This is a genomic window from Klebsiella sp. GG_Kp175 (assembly GCF_040062325.1).
Classification (GTDB): domain Bacteria; phylum Pseudomonadota; class Gammaproteobacteria; order Enterobacterales; family Enterobacteriaceae; genus Klebsiella; species Klebsiella quasipneumoniae.
In genome coordinates, this window is record NZ_JBEAFX010000012.1 from 1 (window position 1) to 18,571 (window position 18,571).

The window sequence follows — 18,571 nt, forward strand, 5'->3', positions numbered from 1 at the left end:
GCGGCGGTGGAAGCCGCTATCGCCCGCGCCAAAGCGCGCAAAGCCGAACAGCAGGATGCCCAGGCGGAAGCCCCGGCAGCCGATCCGGTCGACCCGCGCAAGGCCGCGGTGGAAGCCGCTATCGCCCGCGCCAAAGCGCGCAAAGCCGAACAGCAGGCCGCGCCGGCGGAAACCCCGCCAGCCGAGCCGGTCGACCCGCGCAAGGCGGCGGTGGAAGCCGCTATCGCCCGCGCCAAAGCGCGCAAAGCTGAACAGCAGGCCGCGCCGGCGGAAGCCCCGGCAGCCGAGCCGGTCGACCCACGCAAGGCGGCGGTGGAAGCCGCTATCGCCCGCGCCAAAGCGCGCAAAGCCGAACAGCAGTCTGCCCAGGCGGATATAGCGTCAACCGCAGCCAATGACGACCCACGCAAAGCGGCCGTCGCCGCGGCGATCGCTCGCGTTCAGGCGCGCAAAGCAACACAGCAGGCAGTTAACGAGGAATAAATGGTTTTCAGAATCGCAAGCTCCCCCTATACCCATAACCAGCGGCAGACCTCGCGCATTATGCTGCTGGTGCTGCTCGCCGCCGTGCCTGGTATTGTGATCCAGACGTGGTTTTTCGGCTGGGGCACCGTCCTGCAGATTGTCCTCGCCGCCCTGACGGCCTGGGCAACGGAAGCCGCTATTCTCAAACTGCGCAAACAGCCTGTTGCGGCCACCCTGAGGGATAACTCCGCCATGCTCACCGGCCTGCTGCTGGCGGTGAGTATTCCGCCGCTGGCCCCCTGGTGGATGGTGGTGCTCGGCACCGCCTTTGCCGTAGTGATCGCCAAGCAGTTGTACGGTGGACTCGGCCATAACCCTTTCAACCCGGCGATGATCGGCTACGTCGTGCTGCTGATTTCGTTCCCGGTGCAGATGACCTCCTGGCTGCCTTCTTACGAGATTGCCGCCCATATCCCGACGTTCAGCGATACGCTGCAGATGATCTTCACCGGTCATACCGCCGTCGGAGACGACATGGCCGCCCTGCGGCTGGGTATCGACGGCATCAGTCAGGCCACCCCGCTGGATACCTTCAAAACCTCCCTGCATGCCGGGCATAGCGTCCAGCAGGTACTGCAGTTGCCGGTTTACGGCGGCGTTCTGGCGGGTCTGGGCTGGCAGTGGGTGAATATCGCCTGGCTGGCGGGCGGTCTGTTCCTGCTGTGGCAGAAGGCGATCCGCTGGCATATCCCGGTCAGCTTCCTCGTCAGCCTTGGCCTGTGCGCAACCCTCGGCTGGATCTTCTCGCCGCAGAGTCTGGCCTCGCCGCAGATGCATTTATTCTCCGGGGCCACCATGCTTGGCGCCTTCTTTATTCTGACCGACCCGGTGACGGCCTCGACAACCAACCGCGGACGTCTGATCTTCGGCGCCCTCGCCGGCCTGCTGGTGTGGCTTATTCGCAGCTTCGGCGGTTACCCGGACGGCGTGGCGTTTGCCGTTCTGCTGGCGAATATTACTGTGCCGCTGATCGATTACTACACGCGCCCGCGCGTGTATGGCCACCGTTGAGAGAGCGATGATGTTAAAAACGATGCGAAAACACGGCGTCACGCTGGCGCTTTTTGCCGCCGGCTCCACCGGGCTAACGGCGGCGATCAATGAGCTGACCAAAAGCACCATCGACCAGCAGGCGGCCCTGCAGCAAAAAGCGTTATTCGACCAGGTTTTACCTGCCGACCGCTATAATAACGATCTGCTCAAGAGCTGCTATCTGGTCAGCGCCCCGGCGCTGGGCAAAGGCCAGCATAAAGTGTGGATTGCCAAAAATAACGATCAGCCGATTGGCGCGGTCATGGAAGCCACCGCGCCGGACGGCTATTCGGGAGCGATCCAGCTGCTGGTGGCCGCCGATTTTAGCGGCACGGTCCTCGGCACCCGCGTGACCGAGCATCATGAGACCCCGGGTCTGGGGGATAAAATCGAGCTTCGCCTGTCGGACTGGATCACCCATTTTGCCGGGAAAGTCATCCACGGTCAGGGAGACAGCCATTGGGCGGTCAAAAAAGACGGCGGCGATTTTGACCAGTTCACCGGCGCCACCATCACCCCCCGGGCGGTGGTCAATGCCGTTAAGCGCGCAGGCCTGTATGCACAAACGCTACCTGCGCAACTTCCTGATTTCAGCGCCTGTGGAGAGTAACCATGAGCGAAGTTAAAGACGTCATCGTCCAGGGTCTGTGGAAAAACAACTCCGCTCTGGTTCAGCTGTTAGGGATGTGTCCCCTGCTGGCAGTCACCTCGACCGCCACCAACGCCCTTGGGCTGGGTCTGGCGACCACCCTGGTGCTGACCCTGACCAACCTGACCATCTCCAGCCTGCGCCGCTGGACCCCGGCGGAGATCCGCATCCCGATTTACGTGATGATCATCGCCTCGGTAGTGAGCGTGGTGCAGATGCTGATCAACGCTTATGCGTTCGGTCTGTATCAGTCGCTGGGGATATTTATCCCGCTTATCGTCACCAACTGCATCGTGGTAGGCCGTGCCGAAGCCTTTGCCGCCAAAAAAGGGCCGGCGCTGTCGGCGCTGGACGGTTTCTCTATCGGTATGGGGGCCACCGGCGCGATGTTCGTGCTGGGCTCCCTGCGCGAAATCCTTGGCAATGGCACGCTGTTTGACGGCGCCGACAGCCTGCTTGGCAGTTGGGCAAAGGTGCTGCGCATCGAGGTTTTCCATACGGACACCCCTTTCCTGCTGGCTATGCTGCCGCCAGGCGCCTTTATTGGCCTCGGCATGATGCTGGCGGTAAAATACCTTATCGATGAACGTAGCAAGCAACGGAAGGCGCAGGCGGCCCGGGCCGACGCTGTCGCCCCGTCTGACGCGACAGGGAAAGCGTAACATGAACAAAGCCAAACGCCTGGCGATCCTGACCAGGCTGCGGGACAATGATCCCCACCCCACCACCGAGCTGCACTTCAGCTCGCCGTTTGAGCTGCTGATTGCCGTCCTGCTCTCGGCGCAGGCAACCGACGTGAGCGTCAATAAAGCGACAGCCAAACTCTACCCGGTGGCCAACACGCCCGCGGCGATGCTGGCGCTGGGGGTGGAGGGCGTGAAATCCTATATCAAGACCATCGGCCTGTTTAACAGCAAAGCGGAAAACGTCATCAAAACCTGCCGTATCCTGCTGGAGCAGCACAACGGCGAGGTACCAGAGGACAGAGCGGCGCTGGAGGCATTGCCCGGCGTGGGCCGCAAAACCGCCAACGTGGTGCTGAATACCGCCTTTGGCTGGCCGACGATCGCCGTGGATACCCATATCTTCCGTGTTTGCAACCGGACGCAATTCGCTCCCGGGAAAAACGTCGAACAGGTTGAAGAGAAGCTTCTGAAGGTCGTTCCCGCCGAGTTTAAGGTCGACTGCCATCACTGGCTTATTCTGCACGGCCGTTACACCTGTATCGCTCGCAAGCCGCGCTGCGGTTCTTGCCTGATTGAAGACCTTTGCGAATTCAAAGAAAAAGTCTACGCCTGAGCGCCTTTCTCACGACCATAGCCTCACTCTGGGTTATGGTCCGTATTTAGCTATTTAACCCGCCGTTAACACCGCATAAACCGCATTTTGCTGGGCAATTATCCGGTTATATAACAAACAACTAGCTCATTCATTTTTTATCAACGCAAAATTTCTATACATTTGTGATCCAGATCATGCTCGCAACTCAATGTTGAACGAATGTTATGAAAATGGAAATTAAAGTCAGGTAATACAACGGCTGAGCAAAGATTGCCAGGATAATAGCCCATTAATTTTTAGGATAATGGACCATATCACTACCTCACTGCGCGATCAGCAGAATATATCGCCATTTTGGCGAAAAGCGGGCAATCAAAAAGATAAAAATATCAACGATAACGTAACGGTGAAATTTAACTCTGGATAACATTCATATGTCCGGAGCATTATGCCACCCTGATTATGTGTAACAGATTATTACAAAAGCCTTGCCTGATGCGCCAGGATAGTGAACATTACCTGCCGTTTTCCCTCCAAGAATAACTATAAAGGCGGCGGTCCAACGAGATTGCGCCCCGAACACCCCCCAGTAAATATGGGATGTAAAAAAAGAGGTATATGTGTCTACTGCAAACAATAAACCAGCAGAAAGCGTGAGTCTGAACGCTTTCAAACAACCACGCGCGTTCTATCTCATTTTCTCGATCGAGTTGTGGGAGCGTTTTGGTTACTACGGCCTGCAAGGGATCATGGCCGTTTACCTGGTAAAACAGCTGGGTATGTCGGAAGCGGATTCCATTACTCTGTTCTCCTCCTTTAGCGCGCTGGTTTATGGCCTGGTCGCCATTGGCGGCTGGCTGGGCGATAAAGTGCTGGGTACCAAACGCGTCATTATGCTGGGCGCTATCGTGTTGGCCATCGGCTATGCGCTGGTCGCCTGGTCCGGCCATGACGCCGCTATCGTCTATATGGGTATGGCGACAATCGCCGTCGGTAACGGCCTGTTTAAAGCCAACCCGTCTTCCCTGCTCTCTACCTGCTATGACAAAAACGACCCGCGTCTGGACGGTGCATTTACCATGTACTACATGTCCATCAACATCGGTTCGTTCTTCTCGATGCTGGCAACTCCGTGGCTGGCCGCGCGTTTCGGCTGGAGCGTCGCCTTCGCCCTGAGCGTGGTGGGGATGGTGATCACCATCATCAACTTCGCCTTCTGCCAGAAATGGGTAAAACAGTACGGTTCGAAACCGGACTTTGCCCCGGTGCATATGGGTAAACTGCTGGCGACCATCGCTGGCGTGGTGGTGCTGGTCGCTATCGCGACCTGGCTGCTGCACAACCAGGGTATCGCACGCATGGCGCTGGGCGTCATCGCGCTGGGTATCGTGGTGATTTTCGCCAAAGAAGCGATGGGCCTGAAAGGCGCCGCGCGTCGGAAAATGATCGTCGCCTTCCTGCTGATGGTAGAAGCGATCGTCTTCTTCGTACTGTACAGCCAGATGCCGACCTCTCTGAACTTCTTCGCTATCCGCAACGTGGAGCACTCGATCCTCGGCATCGCCTTCGAGCCGGAACAGTATCAGGCGCTGAACCCGTTCTGGATCATGATTGGTAGCCCTATTCTGGCCGCCATCTATAACAAGATGGGCGACCGCCTGCCGATGCCGCACAAGTTCGCTATCGGTATGGTGCTGTGCTCCGGCGCGTTTCTCGTCCTGCCTTTAGGGGCGAAGTTCGCCAGCGACGCTGGTATCGTCTCGGTTAACTGGCTGATCCTGAGCTATGCGCTGCAGTCTATCGGTGAGCTGATGATTTCCGGCCTCGGCCTGGCGATGGTCGCTCAGCTGGTTCCTCAGCGTCTGATGGGCTTCATTATGGGCAGCTGGTTCCTCACCACCGCCGGTGCGGCAATCATCGCCGGGAAAATCGCCAACCTGATGGCGGTACCGGAAAACGTCACCGATCCGCTGGTGTCGCTGGAAGTGTACGGCCACGTGTTCCTGCAGATCGGTATCGTCACCGCGGTCATCGCCGCCCTGATGCTGCTGACCGCGCCGAAGCTGAACCGAATGACTCAGGACGACAGCGCGGACGTAAAAGCACGCGAAACCGCGGCAGCCTGACGCCGCAGGGAAAACCAATTATTTTTAAGCCGCTAACGTTAGGTTAGCGGCTTTTTTTTTACCCCTGGCGGGACTAACATACAGAAAACTGCAGCCACGAGGAGTAACGCATGAAACTGTTCTACAAACCCGGCGCCTGTTCCCTCGCCTCACACATCGCCCTGCGCGAAAGCGGCCTGGATTTCACTTTGCAGAGCGTGGATCTGGCAAGGAAACAGCTGGAAAACGGGGAAGATTATCTGCTGATCAACCCGAAAGGTCAGGTGCCGGCGCTGCTGCTGGATGATGACATCCTGCTCACCGAGGGCGTGGCTATTATGCAGTACATCGCCGATCAGGTGCCGGACCGCCATCTGCTGGCGCCCGTGGGCTCCGTTGCCCGTTACCAGACCCTGGAATGGCTGAACTACGTGGCTACCGAACTGCATAAAGGCTTTACGCCGCTGTTCCGCCCGGACACCCCGGAAGACTATAAGCCCGTTGCCCGCGCGTTGCTCGAGAAAAAACTGCAGTACGTGGATGCCTCGCTGGCGGATAAACAGTGGCTGACCGGCCATCGCTTCACCATCGCCGATGGTTATCTGTTCACGGTGCTGCGCTGGGGCTATGCGATTAAACTGGATATGGCCGCCTGCGGTCATATCGGCAGCTGGATGGCGCAGGTGGCGGCGCGTCCGGCAGTGGCTGACGCACTGGCGGCGGAAGGCTTAAAGTAAGACCAGACTCTGCCCGGCGGTCTGCCGGGCAGAGTCAGAAAGTTACAGCCGGGTAGCGCTGAAGCAGTGCTCCGGCACGGCAATACGATCCTGCGCCGCCACCACCTGCAGTTCATACTCCTGCATGTTTTTGGTGGTCAACATGATCTCGTACACCGCGGCGGTGACGTGCTCAAGCGCGTCGCGCAGGCTGGCGCCCTGCAGCAGTTTCACCAACAGCAGACCGCTGGTCACATCGCCAACGCCCACCGGCTGACGCAGGCCAAAATCCACCAGCGGCCGGCTGATATGCCAGGCTTCCTCTGCGGTCACCAGCAACATCTCAAAGCGGTCCATGCTCATGCCGGCGCGGGAAAGATGCTTAACCAGCACCACCTCCGGCCCCTGGGCAATCAGCTCCCGCGCGGCGGCCACCGCCTCGCTCACGCTGGCGACCGGATGACCGCAGAGGATCTCCAGCTCCACCAGATTAGGCGCAATGATATCGCTGGCCGGCAGCGCATAGCGCACGTGGAATTCCGCCACGCCCGGGGCGACGATGCAGCCCTTCTCCGGATGGCCCATCACCGGGTCACAAAAATACTTCGCCGCCGGATTGGCCGCTTTTACCTGACGCACGATGCCCAGGATATGCTCGCCCTGTTCAGCAGATCCGAGATAGCCGCTCAGTACCGCATCGCAGGTCTGTAGCTTGTCGATGTCGGCGATGCCCTGGACGATCTCCGTCAGGTGCGAAGGCGGCATCACACAGCCGGTCCATTTGCCGTACTGCGTATGGTTAGAGAACTGTACAGTATTGAGGGGCCAGACATTGGCGCCCAGGCGGCGCATCGGGAACTCGGCGGCACTGTTGCCGGCGTGGCCAAACACTACGTGAGACTGAATGGCGAGGATGTTCTTCATTTTCTTACCACAACCCTAAAAAGAAAAAGGGCGTGGTTTCCCACGCCCTGGTAGTATTTTTTTATTTCCAGCAGACCAGGCAGTAATTCTTCTTACCGCGGCGCAGCAAGGTGTAGCGACCAAACAGGCGATCGCTGTCAGCAAAAACATATTCCGGATCGGCCTGTTTTTCACCGTTGATGGTCACCGCGTTAGAGGCGACGGTTTTACGCGCCTGGCCGCGGGACGGCTGCAGCTCGGAATCCACCAGCGCCTGCAGCAGATCGGCGCCTTTTTCCATCTCGATCATCGGCACGCCGTCCTGAGCCAGCTGTTCGAAGTCAGCTTCGCTGAGGTCGCTCAGGTTGCCGTTGAACAGGCTCTCGGTAATGCGTTTCGCCGCTTCCAGCCCCTCTTCGCCATGCACCAGACGCGTCACCTGCTCTGCCAGCACGTACTGGGCGCGCGGCGCTTTACCGCTGTTTTTATCTTCTTCTTCCAGGGCATTGATCTCTGCAATGTCCATGAAGGTGAAGAACTTGAGAAAGCGATAGACGTCAGCATCCGCGGTGTTGATCCAGAACTGATAGAATTTATACGGACTGGTCTTTTTCGGATCCAGCCACACGGCGCCGCCCTCGGTTTTACCGAACTTGGTGCCGTCCGCTTTGGTAATCAGCGGCACGGTGAGGCCAAACACCTGGTTCTGGTGCAGACGACGGGTCAGATCGATACCGGAGGTAATGTTGCCCCACTGGTCGGAGCCGCCAATCTGCAGCGCCACGCCATGCAGTTTGTTCAGACAGGCGAAGTCGTAACCCTGCAGCAGATTGTAGGAGAACTCGGTAAAGGAGATGCCCTGATCGTCACGATTCAGGCGCTGCTTCACCGCTTCTTTATTGATCATCTGGTTAACAGAGAAGTGTTTACCGATATCGCGGAGGAAGGTCAGCACGTTCATGCTGCCAAACCAGTCATAGTTGTTCGCCGCGATCGCCGAGTTGTCGCCGCAGTCAAAATCAAGGAACGGGGCTACCTGTTTGCGGATTTTATCCACCCACTCCTGCACGGTATCCTCAGTATTCAGCTTACGCTCAGCGGCTTTAAAGCTTGGGTCGCCAATCAGACCGGTAGCGCCGCCCACCAGCGCCACAGGTTTATGACCTGCCTGCTGGAAGCGTTTCAGGCATAACAATGGAACAAGATGCCCCAAATGCAAGCTGTCAGCGGTAGGATCGAAGCCGCAATAGAGCGCGATCGGGCCTTGCGCCAGTCGCTCTGCTAACGCTTCCTCGTCCGTCACCTGGGCTACCAGCCCCCGCTCTTGCAATTGTTTAATCAAGTTACTGCTTGCCATCAAATTCTCCATGTATAAACGACTGCACCTCTGCCGGTACACGACTTTTCGCCAGATGCGAAAAGTACATAGAATAAAGCGCCGGCCCTTTCAGCGCCAGCGCTTCGATAACTAATTTCGGCAATTACGGTGCCAGGCGGTCTATTTTCCAGGCGCCGTTATCGCGCTGGTATAAAAAGCGATCGTGCAGGCGATGTTCGCCCCCCTGCCAGAACTCCATCTGCTCAATGCTGACGCGGAATCCGCCCCAGAAACTCGGCAGCGGTACTTCACCCTGCTGGAATTTCTGCTTCAGCTCGAGGAATTTGCTCTCCAGGATACCCCGAGCAGAGATCCGACTCGACTGCTTCGAGACCCAGGCGCCGATCTGGCTGTCGCGCGGGCGACTGTGGAAATATTTGACCACCTCCAGCGTGGACAGGCGTTCCGCTTTGCCGATCACCATCACCTGGCGCTCCAGCATATGCCACGGAAACAGCAGACTGACCTGCGGGTTATTTTCAATCTGATGGGCTTTGCGGCTGCCAAGGTTGGTATAAAACACCAGCCCTTTTTCGTCGTAATGCTTTAGCAGCACAATACGCTGATAAGGTTGGCCGCGTTCATCTACGGTGGCAACCACCATGGCCGTCGGGTCGGCGAGTTTCGCGTCGCAGGCCTGACGCAGCCAGCGCTCAAACAGCGGCAGAGGTTCAGCTGGAAGATCGTGGCGACGCAAACCGCCACGGGTGTATTCACGGCGCAAGTGCGCGATTTGCTGGAGTTCGTCGTTATCAGACATGGCCATTGAGGATATAGTCATAAGGTGGCGTTATTGTGCGCCCCCCGGACAGAAATCTCAACGTTTGGCGGTCTGCAGCTGGCAGTTATCGAGAACGATGCGGTCGCGCTTATAGACGGTGGCGGTATCGCCTTTCGACCAGAAGACATAGACGCCGTCGGTGTAGCGCGCTCCGGAAGCCGACAGCCCCTCTGACAGATTCAGCTGCTGATTGTCATAGATAAAACTCACCTGCTGGCGTGAGTTATTGCGATGGACCGTCAACGGTTTCTGGTCGCATTGATACTCCAGCGTGTCCGTCTGCATCCGCTCGACAAACTGGTTGTAGTAGCTACAGCCCGCCAGCATAAAAGGTACAACTGCGATAAGAATTTTTTTCATTCGTTTGCCTTCGACTTTCCCGGTCACGGAGGGCACTCCGCCCTCCGCTTAACTTGTCCAGTTTACCGGTCGCGTCGTATTTAAGATTTCAGTTAACTCCGATTCTGCGGCGGGTTGGCAGGGAAAATGGCGCCCAGCACCGTGGCTTCGCTGGCGCCAGTCACAGAGGGCAGATTCCCCGGCAGGCCAGCGATGGTGCGCCAGGCCAGCCAGGCAAAGGCCAGCGCTTCCATATCATCGCCGCTGATCCCCGCTTCATCGGTGGTGGAGACTTCGGTTCCCGGCAGCAGGGCCGCCAGGCGCGCCATTAACAATGGGTTACGCGCGCCGCCGCCGCACACTAACAAACGCTCGCAGCCACCGCTTAACAATACCTGCTCACTGATGGTCACGGCGGTTAATTCCGCGAGGGTTGCCTGCACATCCTGTCCGCGCAGCCCCGGGTAACGAGCCAGATGCTGCTCCAGCCAGCCGTAATTGAAATATTCCCGACCGGTGCTTTTCGGCGCCGGCAAGGCAAACCACGGATCGCTCAGCATATCCTGCAGTAGCGGCAGGAGCACTTTACCTTCACTGGCCCATTGGGCGTCTTTATCGTAAGGTTTACCTTGCTTACGCCAGATCCAGGCGTCCAGCAACATATTGCCCGGCCCGGTATCATAGCCGCGCACCGGCTGGCCCGGCACCAGAAGCGACACATTAGCGATCCCGCCAATATTCAGCACCATCCGCCGCTCAACGGGGTGCGCCAGCAGCGCATGATGAAAAGCCGGCACCAGCGGCGCCCCCTGCCCGCCAAGCGCCATATCACGCCGACGGAAATCCCCCACCACAGTGACGCCGGTATGGGCGGCGATCTGGTTGTTATCGCCAATTTGCAGCGTGTGCGGGGCATCGCCCTGCGGCTCGTGCCATACAGTCTGCCCATGACAGCCGATGGCGATGACGTCCGCGGGTTTGAGACTTTCCTGACGCATCAGCGCCAGCACGGCCTCGGCAAACAGCCTTCCGAGGCGGGTATCCAAACGCCCCAGCTGCGAGAGGGTCAGCGACTGGCCCTGACAAATCGCCAGGATCTCTTCTTTTATCGCGTGTGGGATGGGCCAGGTGAGACTAGCCTGCTGCGCCACCATGTTTTCGTTGATAGCGGCTAAAACGACATCGATACCATCAAGGCTGGTACCCGACATAACGCCAATAAAGCGACCCGATCTCATACGTTTTTCCTTCATTCCATGACCCTCGTATGCGTCTCACTCCATCATAAAGTGTCCGCTAATGCTATGTTGTAATAATACTTTTTAACAATAGAGAGACATTTCGGAGAACATCGTAAAGAACCGGCGTTTAGTTTAGGTTGAAGCACCATTAATTATTATTTTTTGTATATCCCGGGGGGAAGCTATGCCCGCCGACGACTAAATGCCATATAATTAACCGCATGGACGTTCAATTGAACACCTTCGGTGAACAGGAGATTCATAAATGATTTTACGTGTTTTGGCTGTATCGATGATTGGTTTTACGCTCGCGGGCTGTGTGAGCAGCAGCGGCCTGTCCGGCGACGTTTATTCCGCATCTGAAGCCAAACAGGTGCAGAGCGTGACATACGGTACCATCGTGCATACCCGCGCCGTACAGATCCAGAGCGGCGACGACAGCAATGCCATCGGGGCGATTGGCGGCGCGGTTCTGGGCGGCTTCCTCGGGAATACCATCGGCGGCGGCACCGGACGTTCTCTGGCCACTGCGGCTGGCGCGGTCGCGGGCGGCGTAGCCGGTCAGGGCGTACAGGGCGCCATGAATAAAACCCAGGGCGTGGAACTGGAAATTCGTAAAGATGATGGCAACACCATCATGGTGGTACAGAAACAGGGCAGCACCCCGTTCTCTGTTGGACAGCGCGTAGCCATTGCCGGCAGCGGCAGCCAGGTCACCGTCTCTCCTCGCTAACACCTGTCACGATGCGGCCAGTTGCGCCGCATCGTACTTATCACCCACATTTATCTCGCCGTAAAAGTTTTGTATTAGCGATAACACATATTAATTTTAATATTTCATCAATCATTGCGCCTGCGCAATATCTTTGCCCACAGCCCCCACTACTCTTATAACCGTTAATATTATTAAGCCAACCCAACCTCGTTGCTGTTGTTATTATTCTGGAATATTGCCTATGAACAAACATGTGAATCATGTTGTTAGACGTCTTATCATTTATTTTTTTATTTGTTTGCTGGCCGGAGTCGGCATTACCGGGTTAACCAGCTCTTTTGAGACCAGATTCAACAGCACCTCATCAATACTATTTCCCCTGCTGACCAGTTTTCTGATGGTTTTTCATATCACTATTGCCTGTTTTATGGGCATGAAATACTGGAGCAGCAAGCGTCGCCTGTATCTGACGCCTGTCGCTTTCGGTTTTGCCTGTTCGGCGTTACTGATGCTGGGCACCCTCAGTAGCTATCCGGACTGGCTCAGCTGTAATCCCGCGCCGGTGGTGAAACAAAATGACGCTGTGATATATTATTTCTTTCGCAATATAATGATGGCCGTCTTATTCACGTCGTCAATTATTTTGTATTATTTTCGCCGACGGATCATGCACTCCTTTAAAGCCCATGTAATGACTTTCGCGGCATGTATTGTTTTTACGTTAATGATAATTTTTTTGTCATGGATCTACTCCAGCCACTCGCCATGGTTGAGCATTAGGTTTATTGACGATCTGAGCCATACTTTTACGCCGCTGTGGCGGAGTATTATTGGCTGGCTGCTGATGGCAGTCTGGTTTATCGCGCTGATTTTAATAATTTGGTTTAGCAAACTGCGCAATATTTTCTGGTACAGCGGCGCTTTTTTTTGCAGCGCATATTTGTTCACCATTTTCCAGCTGCTCTCTGCCGTTGGGGAGCTCGATCAGGCCTGGTATCAGGCGCGTTTTTTTGAAACGCTGTGCACCCTGTTCCTGATCCTGGTGCTGCTGGTAGACGTCTTTATCCTCTATCGCGAGTCTAACCACAAGTATGTCAACTCATACCAGAATTCGATACGCGACCCGCTGACCCGGCTTTACAACCGCAGCTTCTTCTACGATACCCTCAACCAGCAGCTGGCAAAGGTGAAGGCCCAGCATCCGCTGTCGGTGATCATCTGCGACCTCGACCATTTCAAACGCATCAACGATAACTATGGCCACATCGCCGGCGACAAGGTGATCCAGTTTGCCGCCTCGGTGCTGGACAGCCATTCGCGTAAGGATGACGCGGCCGCCCGCATTGGCGGTGAGGAGTTTGCCCTGCTGCTGGTCAACACCGCAGAGGACGAGGCGCAGGCGATCGCTGAGCGCGTCCGCCTGGCGGTCAGCGCCGAGCAAACCCCTCTGCCGGAGCGGATGACCATCAGTATGGGCGTGTATACGACCCATGACGGCAGTGTGACCGCCGAAGAGTGCGTCCAGCGCGCGGACGAAGCCATGTATGCAGCAAAAAACAGCGGACGTAACCGGGTGGTAATCTGGCGACGCCAGGGCAGGTAAAAAAAGGCCCGGGATAAACCGGGCCGCAAAACGATTAATCTTTTGCCTGGAGATCGAGGATATTTTGTTCAAGTTTACGAATTAAGTGAAGCAACGTTTCCACTTCCTGCTTCGAGACCCCTGCGAGGATTTCATCGCGGGTTTTGCCTATCACCTCTTCCATCTCGTTGATCAGCGGTTCGGCTTTTTCCGTCAGCTTGATGCGTTTGGCTCGCCGATCGCTTGCGCAGGTCTGGCGAGAAATAAGCCCTTTCTCCTCCAGCTGATCGAGCGTGCGCACCAGGGACGGTTGTTCAATACCGATGGCTTTCGCCAGCTGGATCTGCGACTGCTCAGGCGGCAGCTGGTGGATGTTATGCAGCGTAACCCAGTGGGTCTGCGTTAACTCCAGAGGTTTCAGGCGATGGTCGATTAGCGCGCGCCAGACGCGAACTAAACGTGCCAGATCAGAACCAAGTGGCGATTCCAATTTCATCTCCTTATAATTAGCTTGCTAAGTTATTATACTGATTTTAGAATAGTGTGCAGCATTTGAATAATCAAAACAAATGAATTACTTGATTCAACAAAAACCAAAACAATGATTTACACTGTTAAAGAGTAGCACGTCCTGAGGTTATCCCTGTTATGGCAAAGGATTTTTGCTTGTGAAACTGAGTCTTAATTCATCCGGATTGCCGCTGCAGGACCTGGTGTTCGGCGCATCCGTCTATTTCCCTCCGTTGTTCAAAGCCGTCCTGCTGGGCTTCTTTATCTGGCTGTTTTTACATCGCCAGCTGCGTGACTGGATGTATGCGGGCGACATCTGGCATCCACTGCTGATGGATCTCTCCCTGTTCGCGCTCTCGGTCTGTCTGGCCCTGGTGTTACTGATTGCCTGGTGATCTTCCTGCTATGAAAAAATTAAAATATCTTTCAACACTCTTGGTGGCGGCCATCGCTCTGGTTGCCGCGTGGTTGTTATGGAATTTCTACACTCAGTCCCCCTGGACCCGCGACGGTAAAGTGCGCGCCGAGCAGGTCGGGATCACCCCTCAGGTTTCCGGCAGTATATTGCAGCTGAACGTGGCCGATAACCAGCAGGTCAAGGCCGGTGAGGTATTGTTTACCATCGACGACACCCCCTACCGCATCGCGGTGCTGAACGCCCAGGCGCAGCTGGCGAAAGCGCAAGCTGAGGTGGCGAAAGCGCAGGCGGAGCAAAGCAAAGCCGCCAGCGAAGCCCGCCGTCGCAGAAACCTGTCGCAAAATGCCATCTCAGCTGAAGACCTTGAAAACGCCAATACCGCCCTGAATACCGCCACCACTACCCTGGCGGCCGCCAGAGCGGGAGTCGGTGTCAGCGAGGCGGCGCTGAAACATGCGCAGTGGCAGCTCAGCCAGACGGTCGTCAAAGCGCCGGTAGACGGCTGGGTGACTAACCTCTCCACCCGGGTCGGCGATTACGCCACCACCGGCCATCCGGTCTTTGCCCTGGTGGACAGCCATTCGTTCTACGTGCTGGGCTACTTTGAAGAGACCAAACTGCGCCATATTCGCATCGGCGATCCGGCGCAAATCATTCTCTACAGCAATCAGCAGACGCTGCAGGGGCATGTCGCCAGCATCGGTCGCGCGATTGTCGACCAGAGCGTGGAACAGGGAACCGGGCTGGTGGCCAATATCAAACCGAATATCCCCTGGGTCCGCCTCGCCCAGCGCGTGCCGGTGCGGATTGCCTTTGATACGTTGCCGGCCGATGTCACTCTGGTCTCCGGCACTACCTGCACCGTCTCGATCGGCGGACAGTGATGAATCTGCAGACCCTGTCATGGCGCACGCTGCCCTGGGTTAAAGCCACCCGACCGCAGTGGCGATACGCGCTACGCAACGGCATCGCCATGTGTCTCGCGTTAAGCATCGCCTACGCACTGGATCTGGATGAGCCCTACTGGGCGATGACCTCCGCGGCGGTGGTCAGCTTTCCCACCGTCGGCGGGGTGATCAGTAAAAGTTTTGGCCGCATTGCCGGCAGCCTTCTCGGCGCCTGCGCCGCCCTGCTGCTGGCGGGCCATACGCTCAACGATCCCTGGCTGTTCCTGTTCAGTATCTCCGGCTGGCTGGCGCTGTGCACCTGGGCCTGCGCCTTGTTCACCAATAACGTGGCCTACGCCTTTCAGCTGGCGGGCTATACCTGCGCCATCATCGCCTTTCCGGTGATTAATATCAGCGACAGCTACGAGCTATGGGTGATTGCCCAGTCGCGCGTGTGCGAAGTCATCGTTGGGATCTTGTGCGGCGGGTTGATGATGATGATCCTGCCCAGCACCTCCGATGGCAGCAATCTGCTGACGGCCCTGAAAACCATGCACGCCCGCCTGCTGGAGCACGCCAGTCTGCTGTGGGTCCCGGAAACGACGGATGCCATCCGCACCGCCCATGAAAGCGTAATTGGCCAGATCCTGACCTTGAACCTGCTGCGCATCCAGGCCTTCTGGAGCCACTACCGCTTCCGTCGGCAAAATCCCCTGCTGAACTACCTGCTGCACCAGCAGCTCCGCATGACCAGCGTCATTTCCAGTCTGCGGCGTATGCTGCTGAACTGGCCTGACGCCCCGGCCAATACCCGCCAGGTGCTGGAATCGTTGCTCGCGGAGCTCGCCAGCTCCAGTGCTGACAGCTATCACGTCGCCCGCATTCTGGCGCCGCTGGCGCCGCCGCCGGACGCGGATTACCGCCACCTCGCCTTTTGGGCGCGGTTACGCTATTTCTGCCGCATTTATCTGGAAAGCAGCCGCTGGATCCGCCGGGTTGAAAATGCCTCGGCGATCGCCGAGTTCAATGTCCCTTCCGCGCCCGCGCTGGCCCGCCACACCGACCAGGCAGAGGCATTGCTCAACGGCATCCGTACCTTTTGCGCGCTGGTGGCGATTGGCGCGTGGGGGATCAGTACCCAGTGGACCAGCTGCGCGGCGGCCCTGACCCTGGCCTCCATTTGCTGCGTGCTCTATTCGGTTTCCGCCTCGCCGTTTCGTTCGTTGACGCTGCTGATGCAGACCCTGGTGCTGCTGTCGCTGTTCAGTTTTGTGGTGAAATTTGGCCTGATGGTGCAGATAACCGACCTGTGGCAGTTCTTGCTGTTTCTGTTCCCGTTGCTGACCACCATGCAGTTACTCAAGCTGCAGTGGCCAAAATTTGCCGGCCTGTGGGGGCAGCTTATCGTCTTTATGGGCTCGTTTATCTCCGTCACCAACCCACCGGTTTACGACTATGCGGCCTTTTTTAATGACAATTTAAGTAAGATTGTCGGCGTGGGCTTTGCATGGCTGGCCTTTGCGGTGCTCAGTCCCGGCTCGGACGCCCGTAAAGGTCGACGCCACATCAGAGCGTTACGGCGTCACTTTGTCGATCAGCTCAGCCGCCACCCCCAGCACAGCGAGCACGAATTTGAATCGCTGGTATATCACCATGTCAGCCAGCTCAGTCAGAGCCAGGATGCGCTGGCTCGCCGCTGGCTGCTGCGCTGGGGGGTGGTATTGCTGAACTGCTCCCACGTGGTCTGGCAGCTTCGCGAGTGGGAAACGCGCTCCGATCCTCTCGCCCAGGTGCGCGACCTGTGTATCAACCTGCTGCGCGATGTGATGAGCGAGCGTGGCGTGCAGCAGCGGCCGCTGGCCTCCACGCTGCAGGAGCTGCTGCGGATCTGCGAAGTTCTGAACCACCATCATCAGCCGGCGGCCCGGGAGCTGGCCGCCGCGATATGGCGACTGTATTGCGCGCTGTCGCAGCTGGAACAGGCTCCGGTCGCCGGAACGATTGGCGAAAAGATTACTTAATCACCCCGCAGGCAAACCGTTCGCCGCCGCCGCCCAGCGGCTGCGGACTGTCGGCCATATTATCGCCGCCGACATGAACCATCAGCGCTTTGCCTTTCACTTCCGCCAGCGTTTTCAGACGCGGAGCGATAATCGGCTGGTCAGCCACACCCGCGTCGTTGACCACCAGTAGCGGTAGATCGCCAAGATGCCCGGTGCCCAACGGCCCTTCATGTTTACCGGTATGTTGCGGATCGTAATGTCCGCCCGCCGCTCCGGCGGCTACGGCTTTGCCCTCTTTCATCGCCGGCTGGCAGCTGCCTTCAGCATGAATATGAAAGCCGTGCTTGCCCGGCGGTAACGCCCGCAGATTAGGAGCAAATTCGAGTCCGCGGTCGGTTTCGGTGATTTTTACACTGCCGATGGATTGACCAACGCCCTGGCTGGTCACGAGATTAAGTGGCACATCTTCACTGACGGCCTGCGCGCCAGCGCAAAATGCGAGGGAAAGGATAGCGAGAATACATCGTTGCATAACACCTCCGGATGGCTGTCTCTCTGTTAAGTGTAAACCAGGAACTGCTTTCCGGAGGCGAAATGCCCGTTACGGCACGTCGTAACCGAGCGCGGCTTTGCGGATACGGAACCACTGCTGGCGGGTCATACTCAGTTTTTCGGCCACAATCGCCGAGCGAACGCGCTCAATTTTACCCGAGCCGATAATCGGCAGCGGCTGCGACGGCAGGCGCATCACCCAGGCGTAAACCACCTGCTCGATGCTGTCGGCGTTGAGCTCGTGGGCCACCTGGGCCAGCTCGTCGCGCAGCGGCTGAAAGCCCTCTTCATTAAACAGGCGGCCGCCGCCGAGGCAGGACCAGGCCATCGGACGAATACGCAGCTGCTGCAGCTGGTCGAGGGTACCGTCAAGCAGCAACGGCTGATGCACCGGCGAGATCTCCACCTGGTTGGTAGCAAGCGTAAACGGCAGGCGCGACTGCAGAAGGGTGAACTGGGCAGGGGTAAAGTTCGAGACGCCGAAATGACGTACCTTGCCGCTGTGGTGCAGCGCGAGGAAGGCTTCAGCCACCTCGTCGGCGTCCATCAGCGGATCCGGCCGGTGGATCAGCAGCAGATCGAGATGGTCCGTTGCCAGGTTGCGCAGCGATTGCTCGGCGCTGAGCACGATGTGGTCCCGGTCGGTAATGTAGTGACCGATGGTGTTTTCAGCGCGCGCCCGGGTGGCAATGCCGCATTTGCTGACAATCTCCATCCGGCTACGCAGATGCGGCGCCAGCTTCAGGGCTTCACCAAAGGCGGATTCACACTGGTAATCGCCATAGATATCGGCGTGATCGACGGTGGTAATGCCTAAATCGAGATGCTGTTCGATAAAGCCGACCAGCTCGTCTGGCGACATTTTCCAGTCCATCAGACGCCAGTAGCCCATCACAAAACGCGAAAATTCCGGCCCCTGGGGAGCCATAGCAATACGCTGAACCATAACCGCTT

General features: G+C 57.4%; 19 protein-coding genes and 1 pseudogene. 12 read left to right on the forward strand and 8 right to left on the reverse strand.

Annotated elements, in window-relative coordinates; all coding sequences use genetic code 11:
* The 7 genes and pseudogenes from ABLU73_RS17705 to gstA all read left to right on the forward strand — a co-directional run.
* Positions 1-483, forward strand: a pseudogene (locus ABLU73_RS17705) (electron transport complex subunit RsxC); the annotation flags it as partial.
* Complete coding sequence (gene rsxD / locus ABLU73_RS17710; protein WP_226549744.1) at positions 484-1,536, forward strand: electron transport complex subunit RsxD; 1,053 nt, start codon at positions 484-486, stop codon at positions 1,534-1,536. It begins immediately after the preceding pseudogene.
* 10 nt (positions 1,537-1,546) lie between these two features.
* Positions 1,547-2,167, forward strand: coding sequence for an electron transport complex subunit RsxG (gene rsxG, locus ABLU73_RS17715; RefSeq protein ID WP_130942523.1), 621 nt, complete (start codon positions 1,547-1,549; stop codon positions 2,165-2,167).
* 2 nt (positions 2,168-2,169) lie between these two features.
* Positions 2,170-2,868 carry an electron transport complex subunit E gene (locus ABLU73_RS17720; RefSeq protein WP_004202853.1) on the forward strand — a complete coding sequence of 233 codons (699 nt, stop codon included), beginning with the start codon at positions 2,170-2,172 and terminating at the stop codon, positions 2,866-2,868.
* 1 nt (position 2,869) lies between these two features.
* Positions 2,870-3,505, forward strand: a complete 636-nt coding sequence (gene nth, locus ABLU73_RS17725; protein ID WP_004202854.1) for an endonuclease III — start codon at positions 2,870-2,872, stop codon at positions 3,503-3,505.
* Between the two features lie 602 nt (positions 3,506-4,107).
* The gene (gene dtpA, locus ABLU73_RS17730; protein ID WP_004202855.1) at positions 4,108-5,613 is read left to right on the forward strand and encodes a dipeptide/tripeptide permease DtpA; all 1,506 of its coding nucleotides are present in this window, start codon (positions 4,108-4,110) and stop codon (positions 5,611-5,613) included.
* Between the two features lie 110 nt (positions 5,614-5,723).
* Entirely contained in the window at positions 5,724-6,329 is a 606-nt protein-coding gene (gstA, locus tag ABLU73_RS17735) for a glutathione transferase GstA (protein ID WP_004202856.1), read from the forward strand.
* A gap of 42 nt (positions 6,330-6,371) precedes the next feature.
* Here gstA and pdxY read toward each other — a convergent pair whose 3' ends face one another.
* From pdxY to anmK, 5 genes are all read right to left on the reverse strand, one after another.
* Complete coding sequence (gene pdxY, locus ABLU73_RS17740) at positions 6,372-7,232, reverse strand: pyridoxal kinase PdxY (RefSeq protein ID WP_057215612.1); 861 nt, start codon at positions 7,230-7,232, stop codon at positions 6,372-6,374.
* Between the two features lie 61 nt (positions 7,233-7,293).
* Positions 7,294-8,568, reverse strand: a complete 1,275-nt coding sequence (gene tyrS / locus ABLU73_RS17745) for a tyrosine--tRNA ligase (protein WP_004175868.1) — start codon at positions 8,566-8,568, stop codon at positions 7,294-7,296.
* Between the two features lie 124 nt (positions 8,569-8,692).
* On the reverse strand, positions 8,693-9,349 hold the full coding sequence (gene pdxH, locus ABLU73_RS17750; protein ID WP_025710831.1) for a pyridoxamine 5'-phosphate oxidase: 657 nt from the start codon (positions 9,347-9,349) through the stop codon (positions 8,693-8,695).
* 57 nt (positions 9,350-9,406) lie between these two features.
* The gene (mliC, locus tag ABLU73_RS17755; RefSeq protein WP_004202862.1) at positions 9,407-9,730 is read right to left on the reverse strand and encodes a C-type lysozyme inhibitor; all 324 of its coding nucleotides are present in this window, start codon (positions 9,728-9,730) and stop codon (positions 9,407-9,409) included.
* Between the two features lie 92 nt (positions 9,731-9,822).
* Positions 9,823-10,947: an anhydro-N-acetylmuramic acid kinase gene (anmK, locus tag ABLU73_RS17760; RefSeq protein WP_017901088.1), complete on the reverse strand. Its 1,125-nt coding sequence runs from the start codon at positions 10,945-10,947 to the stop codon at positions 9,823-9,825.
* Positions 10,948-11,215: 268 nt separating this feature from the next.
* On the opposite strand from anmK, the gene slyB reads away from it, so the two are divergent.
* Complete coding sequence (gene slyB, locus ABLU73_RS17765) at positions 11,216-11,683, forward strand: outer membrane lipoprotein SlyB (RefSeq protein WP_002907749.1); 468 nt, start codon at positions 11,216-11,218, stop codon at positions 11,681-11,683.
* A gap of 223 nt (positions 11,684-11,906) precedes the next feature.
* Positions 11,907-13,268, forward strand: coding sequence for a GGDEF domain-containing protein (locus ABLU73_RS17770; RefSeq protein WP_264924298.1), 1,362 nt, complete (start codon positions 11,907-11,909; stop codon positions 13,266-13,268).
* 34 nt (positions 13,269-13,302) lie between these two features.
* Here the strand turns inward: ABLU73_RS17770 and slyA are convergent, their stop codons facing one another.
* On the reverse strand, positions 13,303-13,743 hold the full coding sequence (slyA, locus tag ABLU73_RS17775; protein WP_017901090.1) for a transcriptional regulator SlyA: 441 nt from the start codon (positions 13,741-13,743) through the stop codon (positions 13,303-13,305).
* A gap of 172 nt (positions 13,744-13,915) precedes the next feature.
* Here slyA and ABLU73_RS17780 point away from each other — a divergent pair, with 172 nt between their 5' ends.
* Genes ABLU73_RS17780 through ABLU73_RS17790 form a run of 3 tightly spaced genes read left to right on the forward strand, consistent with a single transcriptional unit; the run spans position 13,916 to position 17,083 of the window.
* Positions 13,916-14,152, forward strand: a complete 237-nt coding sequence (locus ABLU73_RS17780; RefSeq protein WP_004202868.1) for a DUF1656 domain-containing protein — start codon at positions 13,916-13,918, stop codon at positions 14,150-14,152.
* 10 nt (positions 14,153-14,162) lie between these two features.
* On the forward strand, positions 14,163-15,059 hold the full coding sequence (locus tag ABLU73_RS17785) for an HlyD family secretion protein (RefSeq protein WP_023318434.1): 897 nt from the start codon (positions 14,163-14,165) through the stop codon (positions 15,057-15,059).
* Entirely contained in the window at positions 15,059-17,083 is a 2,025-nt protein-coding gene (locus ABLU73_RS17790) for an FUSC family protein (protein WP_348850334.1), read from the forward strand. The genes ABLU73_RS17785 and ABLU73_RS17790 overlap by 1 nt, the downstream gene beginning before the upstream one ends.
* On the opposite strand, the gene sodC is transcribed toward ABLU73_RS17790, so the two are convergent.
* Together sodC and ABLU73_RS17800 are read right to left on the reverse strand one after the other, a co-directional pair.
* A complete protein-coding gene (gene sodC, locus ABLU73_RS17795) occupies positions 17,076-17,597 on the reverse strand; it encodes a superoxide dismutase [Cu-Zn] SodC (protein ID WP_017901092.1) in 522 nt (173 codons plus the stop codon). The genes ABLU73_RS17790 and sodC overlap by 8 nt on opposite strands.
* Positions 17,598-17,666: 69 nt before the next feature.
* Positions 17,667-18,563, reverse strand: a complete 897-nt coding sequence (locus ABLU73_RS17800; protein ID WP_004202873.1) for an aldo/keto reductase family oxidoreductase — start codon at positions 18,561-18,563, stop codon at positions 17,667-17,669.
* Positions 18,564-18,571: the final 8 nt, after the last annotated feature.

Bases quoted from the DNA above. Each gene is read 5' to 3' on its own strand.
- rsxD (WP_226549744.1), top strand. From the start codon at position 484: ATGGTTTTCAGAATCGCAAGCTCCCCCTATACCCATAACCAGCGGCAG.
- tyrS (WP_004175868.1), bottom strand. From the start codon at position 8,568: ATGGCAAGCAGTAACTTGATTAAACAATTGCAAGAGCGGGGGCTGGTA.
- sodC (WP_017901092.1), bottom strand. From the start codon at position 17,597: ATGCAACGATGTATTCTCGCTATCCTTTCCCTCGCATTTTGCGCTGGC.
- slyB (WP_002907749.1), top strand. From the start codon at position 11,216: ATGATTTTACGTGTTTTGGCTGTATCGATGATTGGTTTTACGCTCGCG.
- ABLU73_RS17790 (WP_348850334.1), top strand. From the start codon at position 15,059: ATGAATCTGCAGACCCTGTCATGGCGCACGCTGCCCTGGGTTAAAGCC.
- rsxG (WP_130942523.1), top strand. From the start codon at position 1,547: ATGTTAAAAACGATGCGAAAACACGGCGTCACGCTGGCGCTTTTTGCC.
- gstA (WP_004202856.1), top strand. From the start codon at position 5,724: ATGAAACTGTTCTACAAACCCGGCGCCTGTTCCCTCGCCTCACACATC.
- pdxH (WP_025710831.1), bottom strand. From the start codon at position 9,349: ATGTCTGATAACGACGAACTCCAGCAAATCGCGCACTTGCGCCGTGAA.
- ABLU73_RS17800 (WP_004202873.1), bottom strand. From the start codon at position 18,563: ATGGTTCAGCGTATTGCTATGGCTCCCCAGGGGCCGGAATTTTCGCGT.
- pdxY (WP_057215612.1), bottom strand. From the start codon at position 7,232: ATGAAGAACATCCTCGCCATTCAGTCTCACGTAGTGTTTGGCCACGCC.
- ABLU73_RS17720 (WP_004202853.1), top strand. From the start codon at position 2,170: ATGAGCGAAGTTAAAGACGTCATCGTCCAGGGTCTGTGGAAAAACAAC.
- ABLU73_RS17770 (WP_264924298.1), top strand. From the start codon at position 11,907: ATGAACAAACATGTGAATCATGTTGTTAGACGTCTTATCATTTATTTT.
- nth (WP_004202854.1), top strand. From the start codon at position 2,870: ATGAACAAAGCCAAACGCCTGGCGATCCTGACCAGGCTGCGGGACAAT.
- slyA (WP_017901090.1), bottom strand. From the start codon at position 13,743: ATGAAATTGGAATCGCCACTTGGTTCTGATCTGGCACGTTTAGTTCGC.
- ABLU73_RS17785 (WP_023318434.1), top strand. From the start codon at position 14,163: ATGAAAAAATTAAAATATCTTTCAACACTCTTGGTGGCGGCCATCGCT.
- anmK (WP_017901088.1), bottom strand. From the start codon at position 10,947: ATGAGATCGGGTCGCTTTATTGGCGTTATGTCGGGTACCAGCCTTGAT.
- mliC (WP_004202862.1), bottom strand. From the start codon at position 9,730: ATGAAAAAAATTCTTATCGCAGTTGTACCTTTTATGCTGGCGGGCTGT.